Here is a 7,885-nt window from a genome sequence, read left to right on the forward strand (position 1 = left end):
CAGCCCGCTGACCGCCGCCGCAGCAATGGCTCTGCTGCAGGCGTGGGAAGCCCAGAAACCGGAGGATCAGGCAAAAACATTCCTGGCCCTGCATCAGAAGCGAATCCGATTGCCAGAGGGTGTGGAAAGCCTGTCACCAGAGTCGCTGGTCAGTGAGTTCACGGTTAAGGAAGGCAAGCTGGCACTCTCCGGCCTGCTGGAACGTCTGACCAGCTTTATCGGGCTGGCAGACAGGCTGAAGCGGGAGAATTTTTCCGGAGCCCGACTTCTGGCCAGAAAGATTCGCCAGAACGTGGCCGACAGCGTTGCCGCACTCAGGCGTGATATTGATTTTGGCCAGATGGCTGAGCTGGTTGATATCACCGACCGTGATTTCCGGAGAACCTTGCAGGCACTGGACAAGGCTGGTTTGCCAGACGGTCAGGCAGCAAGACTGCCCGATGCAGACTGTGTTCTGTGCGATGGTTCCGGACCGATCAGGACCGCGATGGCCCTGATAGACAGGGTCAGCGGGCATCTGGATGTCATTGAGGCCAGTGATCACTTCATCCATACCAGGCAGAGTGCCGGTGACAAGGGGTTGCTGGCAGACGCCTTCCTGCTGCTGGAACAGGGACGTTTTGCAGCGGTGGTCACCGAAGACATTATGGACAGCCCGGCGTTCCGCAAGGAGCTTCTTGAACTCTTACGACAGACACTGGCGCAAAAGCAGGAGCTGAATCCGGAGCAAGTCATTGATCGGGTGGCCACTTTGCTCAATGACTCGGGCTACAGTGTCGACGACACCCGCTTTGTCAAGCAACAGCTGCTTGGCAACCCGGAGTTCATGGCGAGCCTGCGGACCCGAAAAGGCCAGGTCGGGGATGGCTCTGAGCCCGGCAGCCCGGGTGACATCAGGTCGATAGCCGGGCCGAAAAAAGTGCAAGGGAAGTTTATGCGCATGCTGGATAAGCTGGATCGCAGTACAAAATTCAATACGGGCAGGATGATTTACGGCGGGGTAAGTGCCATCTCTGGCCTGGCCATGGCCTCGGTGTCACTGAATAACCTGGCAAAATACGGAGACGAGATGCCTGCCCAAGCCAGGGACATGGCCTATGCAGGTGCGGGCCTGGGCACCATCAACTCGGTCTACAGCATTGCCACGACCGCCAACTGGGCGCTGAGCAAAACCCTGGTCAAGACGAAAAATCCGGCAGGGGCCATTGGCGTCGCGTTAAAGCTGGGCCCGAAAGTGTCACGAAATGTGGCCAGGGCGGTACCCATTATAGGCGGTGTCATTTCTGTTGCGCTTGGCGCTTCTTCACTGGTCTCTAATGCCAGCAACGCCGATGCGGCAAGAAAAGCTGGCCGCCATAAACAGGCGGCTATTTTTGGTGCAATGGCCGCTTTGGATGCCATTACGATTGGCCTTGATGTGCTCAGTACAGCACTGGACTTCATCAATCCAAAGCTGGGTATTATTGTGGACGTAATCAGTCAACTGCTGAGTTTTCTGCAAACGGCGCTGGCGGCCCTGGTGCCGCCTCCCACCGCCAGGGATGATTTCAGTGCTGTATTGGAGAGCGATAAATTCAAGGAATATCTTAATGACCAGGTAACTCACTTTGAGAAAGAGGGCTACAGGTGGTTTGTGCTCCACCAGGATGCCACTGGTTGGCTTGACCAGGATAATTATAAGGAGGACCTTGAGACAGTGAAGAAATCCTTTCTCCGGTTTTTGGATGGCAAAGGAGACAAAGGACTTGCCCTTCGTGATTTGATCAACGAAAGGCGAACCACGAGAGGATCGTCTCTGTCGGACTACATGTACGGTGAGAAAGGGTTCAAGATCTTTTATGGGCTGGGTGGCGATGACATCCTGATCATTAACGAGGGAGAGCTTTATGGCGGTACCGGCAACGACAGGCTGATCCTGAAAAAAGGCGTGGCAAAAGGGGGCACTGGCAATGACGATATACGGATTGAAGAGTCAGGTGCTGCCCACGGGGACAGTGGCGATGACGTTATCCGGATTGTAAAGACGGGTACGGGTTACGGGGGCAGTGGCAACGACATCATCCGGATTGAAAAGACGGGTACTGCTCACGGGGGCAGTGGCAATGATGTTATCTGGATTGGGCGCTCAGGTAAGGCTTATGGGGGATACGGCGACGACACCCTCTACCTGTCAAAGATCGGTGGAATTGGCTACGGCGGGCCGGGAAATGATCAGATTTATTACGGCAAATTCCAGTATGGCGACGCGGGTGATGACCGGCTCATTGACCAGCTCGGCACCGTCGAACAGCACGGTGGTACAGGTAATGACCGTCTTTCGCCAGGGTTAGGCTATGCACGCCTTTTTGGTGGGCCCGGAGAGGATACTGTTATTCTGCCCAGTCTCTCGCTTCCTGTTTTCCGCCAGGAAAGTGTAGGTAATCTCACGACTCAATACAGTATTGGTCGTTATAGCATCAGCAGGTTCAATGATCAGTCATTCAAAACCACTGATCTCACGCTTCACTACCGTCATGGTTACTCTAAGCCATTACTCTGGGCTGACTTGAAAAACGAAAACTGGCTTAACCGTTTTTATCGTTACCTCATCTTTCAGGGGTTGAACCGCGACCACCCGGATAGCCAGGAAACAGGCAAAAAATCCGTTTTCGATGTTTTTCGTGTAAAGCTTGCCGGCCAGTTATCGGTGACTAAGGCATTGATGACGCACGTCACACCTGACGCCAGTCACACAGGCGTCAGTCGAATTTCTGATATTTACAGGGATCAGCTTTACTTTTACCTCGGCAAAGGCCGGTACGGTAGCGGGCGGGAGGAAGTCCACCTCTATTTTTCGCGTGAAGGCGTTTTCGTGATGAAAGCCGACCGCTCCCTGTTGTTTTTCGAAAAGGGCAGCCTGCTCAGGGCCAGTGAAAGTAACAAAGCCATTGAATTCTTCGCGACCCTCGTGGACTGCCTGATGACCGGTGGCCGTGTTCAGGGTATGGAAAATCTGGTGGGTTCCGAAGACGGCTCAGAAGTTTACGGGACCGACCAGCGCGATAACATTTATCTCAGGGGCGATGAAAATAGTAACAACATAGTGAATGCGCGAGGGGGTGACGATTTTGTCTATGCCAGCAATGGTACAGATGTAATAAAACTGGGGGCGGGCAATGATCGGGCGGTGTTGACCGATCAAAATGCGGTGCACGGTGGCCCCGGCACAGACACCATTTCCTATGCGGTTCGAAAGGAAAATCTTTGGCTGGATATGACCAACCGGGATCCGTCATCGGGAGAGGTGGTGACCGGTGTCGAGGTTATACAGGACTCCCCCCACGATGACAAGATCAAAGGAAACCATGAGAATACGGTTTTCATGACCACCGGTGGCACCAATATTCTGGATGCCGGGGCTGGCAACGACACGGTCATCACTGACGGCGGAAAGACGTCCATCTGGCTGAGAAGCGGTTTTAACACCGTAATACTGGGCGATGGTCACCACAAGGTTTATACAGGCATTCATGCCGACTCAATCAGGGTAAGTGGCAACAACCTTGGTAACCATAAATTTTACGGGCACAAACCCCAGCAGCCTTCGACAGGAAAATGGCCAGTCCTGGCCATCCGCTGGGAACGATTTGGTGCCGGGTGCATCCGGCAGCACAAACAGCTGGCCAGCCTGACTGTCAACCCGGTTAGCGAGCGCATGGACCTGGTTTTCAGCAAACAGAAACCCAATCATAACGTCACCCTGGACTTTAACACTCCCGACATCCCGCCGGTCACAGTCAGCCACGTTAATAGCCACTGGTACCGGGAGGATTTGGCCGGTACGGGCCGCTGGCAGTTCATAGACGGGGATGTGATGAAGCTGAGAAATACGACCCTGTCAGCTTATTTTGGTTCGGGAAAAGGTTCTTGCAAGGTCACCAGGAAAGTGGATATCTATCCCTTTTCCAGAGCGCAGATGCTGGCATTTTTGAATCGCTACCCCGGAAAACCTTTAGGTGAATTCCGCCGGAATCGGTGGCGTGACAGGACAGAGCTGGAGAGTCTTGCTAACGAAGGAAAAAACCTGGGCGTCGGCCTGCACCGGATTAGCAGTGAGGAAAGTAATAATCTCAGTCTGGATATTGAGTTTCGTTTCGACTCTCCCGGTTGCAACCCGCGCAGTGGTGTTTTACGCAAGCTGACCCTGAAGCCGAACCAACAGCTGGTGCGCTTTGAAGGTCTGACCCCTCTCATTGAGAAGCAGGTCAAGTCCTTCAAAAATGGGAAGAACGTTATCTCTTTCAAACCAAAGCACACACTGACTTTAAAACTGGTTAAAACCCATGCAGACGGTCGCAGACGAAAACACGGCCATCGTACAATATCAGAATTAAAACCGGTCTCAAGACAATGGGACGAACTGTTTCCCGGTCAGCCAATGGCGAAAGCCCTGGCCATGCTGGAGATACGTCATAGCTTTGGCTGGGATATGACTTTTCTTAAGGTATGCGGGGTCTCCAGGTCATACAACAGTTCTGTGATCATACCGGATGCTCACCTTGACCTGTCTTCGGACTCACACTCTGGCGTCCCCATCATTATTGGCGGCCCGGGCAACGACCGGCTAACAGGAAACCCCTCTACGGATAATGTATTGCTTGGTATGGGGGGGCACGACATTCTGAAGGATATGGGAGGCAATAACCAGTTCGTGGTCGGCATGGGCAATGCAACCGTTATTGCTGCTGGGGAGGGATACAACCAGCTAATATACGACAAGCTCTCGGTTCTCTATGGTCTCCAACTCCTGCGGAAAGGCTCCACGGGAACCAGTATCAAAGTCGCTTTAACCTATCAACTGGATGGGATGACCGTCAATGTCACCGAGGGGATCGCACAGACTCGATGGCGAAATACGGAAACAGGCAGCTGGCGTTATCACCAGACCGTATTCAATGGGATCGTCCAGATTGCCGGGACCTCGGGAGATGATTCCTACTATGGCAGCAATGGTACGGATATTTTCAGCACCGGGGGTGGTTTGGACAAGGTGCACATGGGGGACGGAGACGACCGGGTCATTGTTAACGCCCGTTGGCAAAATGGCACCTCGCTGGACGGCGGCAGCGGTGCCAATACCCTGCTCTTTGATTTGCCCGACAGCCATCGTGTAGTTGTTGACCTGGAAAGGAGTTTAACGGTCAAGAACTTTGTCCTGGAAGACTCAGGGAAGGGCAAGATAAAACTTTCCGGTGATGATAAAGATAACATTTATGTGTCCAGAGGTTCTCTGTACAGTTTTAATGGCAGGGGAGGAGATGACTACCTTTTTCTTCTGAAGCAGCCGAAGGTCACCCATTTAAACGGTGGTCCGGGCACCGACACGATAGATTTCAGCCAGATGACCATCGAGCCGCCTTTTGTCCGGCTCAATCTGTCTTTAAGAAAAAAAGCAGTGAGCTTTGCCTGTTATGCAAGCGATTCGGGAGCCTGCCCTCCCGATAAAAACGTCAAAGGTCATATGTCTTTTACGGAAAGGTCGTCCAAATCCAAGGGCACTTCCGAAAAATTGTCGACAGCTATCAGTAATTTTGAGATTTTCAAGGGCCCCGATTCCGGCGATATGTTCAACATTCCGGCCCTTGCCGGTATTACCGTTGATGGCGGAGGTGGCAATGATACTTTCAGAATTTCCTCTTCCGACACCTGGGGCAATAGCTCAATCACCTCCACTATAGGAGGAGCTGGATACAACAAACATTATGGCAGCCAGAAAGCTGACCGAATGGTGGCGAACCTGGGGCCTGACCTGCTTTCCGGCGACCTGGGCCCGGATATTTACGTTATTTGCCCACAGGCCAATGGCACCCGGATCGTCGACCGGGACAACGGGAATAGCCTGATATTGCACGGTGTCCAACCTGAAAAGCTGGACTGGCGACTGACTGGGAATTATACCCATCTGGAAGTGGACAACGACGGACATTTCTTTTTCAGCATCGATTTAGGGTACGTTCCCCAGTGTGTGCGCGAAGATGGCAGTTTGGTCACCGGGCACTTTATCAACAGCCTGGAACGGCATATCTGGCGCCTGACAACCATTGATCCGGCCAACAACGGAAGCAGGCAGCTTAGCGGCAAAAACCTTCGAGATTACTATCACGCCAAGCTGACTGTGGATAAACGACTGGATAGCACTTATCAGCTTGGCAATCTTACCGAGCCTGTACACGGCGGGCCCGGTGATGACGAGTTCTTCGTCTCAGGTGCTGTCAGACCGGGGGTTGAGCTGTTTGGAGAGTCGGGAAATGATATTTTCCACCTCAAAAGCAGCGGTGTCAGTGTCCATCCCGGTTCCGGCAATAACCTTGTCAGTCTGGAGCTGGAGAATGCAGATGAAAAGGGTGCGCTAAAGCTATTCTTTGCTCCTTCTTCGTTTAACCGGGTTCGTATGGCTGGTGTCAGCCTTGCGGATGTGCAGGCAGCCAGCTGGCGTTCGCTGGATCTACGCAATGCTCCTGACAGCGGTGACCAGACTCGCTGCCCAGCGGGCTTATCCCGCCTGGTGCCTCCTCCGGTCACCGGCGGCAGTTTTATCCTGGCAGCCTGGATTCGCCGGGGCCTGCCGCTGGGCAGGCGAACACTGGCCGAGAGCACACTGGTTCATTTTGCCGAGGCTGACAGCTCTGATGCCATCAGCCTGAGCCTGAAACCCGGGAAGCTGGAGGTCAGACTAACGGAGGGTGCCAAGGTCTTTCATCGAGGGGTCAGGCCCTTTTTTACCTCCCCCCAGCTGCACCTGGTCATGACAATAAATGACAGTGGTTTTCTAACCATCTACCGGAATGGCCAGATTGCTCTGGCAACCCAGGCCTTCAAGCCAGCCAGGAAAATTCGGACGCTTAACTGTTATGACGCTGACAAACTCATCATCAACCAACGTCTCCCGTCGTTTGAAGGCATAAAAATGATGGCGTCCGGTGCCGATCCCCTGGTGAGAATAGGCACTTGGCAGGAGCCTGACCTTATCTACGCCAATGGCTGGCCAGACAGCCTGGAACTGGATGACAGCATTCTCGATGACAAGGTAAAAATTGCTCAACGACTCGAGTCGGGTTATTCACTTTCAAAGCAAACCATCCCCGGACATCAGTACCTGATAGATGAAAAAAGCACCGTTTACCACTTTGCTGGCGATGACTTCTCTGACACTGACCAATGGCTTCTGGCAAACGCCACAGGCACGGCTGACCAGCTCGAAATTAATACCCATGACTGCCAGAGATTGCGCTATCAAAAGTCGGACGAGGATCTTATCCTGACTGTCAGGCCTAATCATAACCTGCTGAAAAACAGTGAAAATAGCACCAGGCCGATCAATGCCACCCAGAGCCTTCGGGTGCAAAATTTTTTCAGTGAGGGAGGCGAGACCATTGAGCGCCTGATCGTCAATAACAAGGTGCTCAGCATGAGCGAGGTGCTTGCGAAAGTAGACACCCCGCAGTCAAATGGCAGGCGCTCAATGAATGAGAGCATCCCGGAGGGGGCACTGGCCGCTGAGGGTGGAGGCAACGGAACCCAGCCTTTACTGAACAGGATCATTCGTAAGGGGCAACAGCTGGCAAATTACCTGCACAGTCTGGCTGGAGCTAAGAAAGACGACGCTGACACAGGTGAAGCCGAGAGTGAGCAACCCGAGGTAGCGAGTCAGAATGACACCGAATTGAACCGACACTATCAGCGTCTGGTTCAGGAACTCAACACCACGACTGGCAATCACAGTGATGAGAGCCCGTCGTTTGTCCCATCGGCAAGCCAGGGAGCGATGCAGAACCTGACGACCCCGCAACCTTCGACTAGGATTGGTCAAAACTAAACGACCTGTTAGTTGCGGAGATCTTCTCTT

General features: G+C 53.2%; 1 protein-coding gene (cut by a window edge). It reads left to right on the forward strand.

The genetic code is table 11. The annotated features are described in order from the left end of the window. Positions 1 to 7,855, forward strand: partial view of a TcdA/TcdB catalytic glycosyltransferase domain-containing protein gene (locus ACO6V5_RS09615; protein WP_422442353.1) — the 3' portion only. It extends 16,052 nt beyond the left edge of the window; 7,855 of the gene's 23,907 nt are visible here — the last part of the coding sequence; its start codon lies beyond the left edge, outside the window; it ends in the stop codon at positions 7,853 to 7,855. The last annotated feature ends 30 nt before the right edge of the window (positions 7,856 to 7,885 follow it).

Source organism: Endozoicomonas sp. ALD068, from assembly GCF_049310145.1.
In the GTDB taxonomy this organism is placed as follows: Bacteria; Pseudomonadota; Gammaproteobacteria; order Pseudomonadales; family Endozoicomonadaceae; genus Endozoicomonas_A.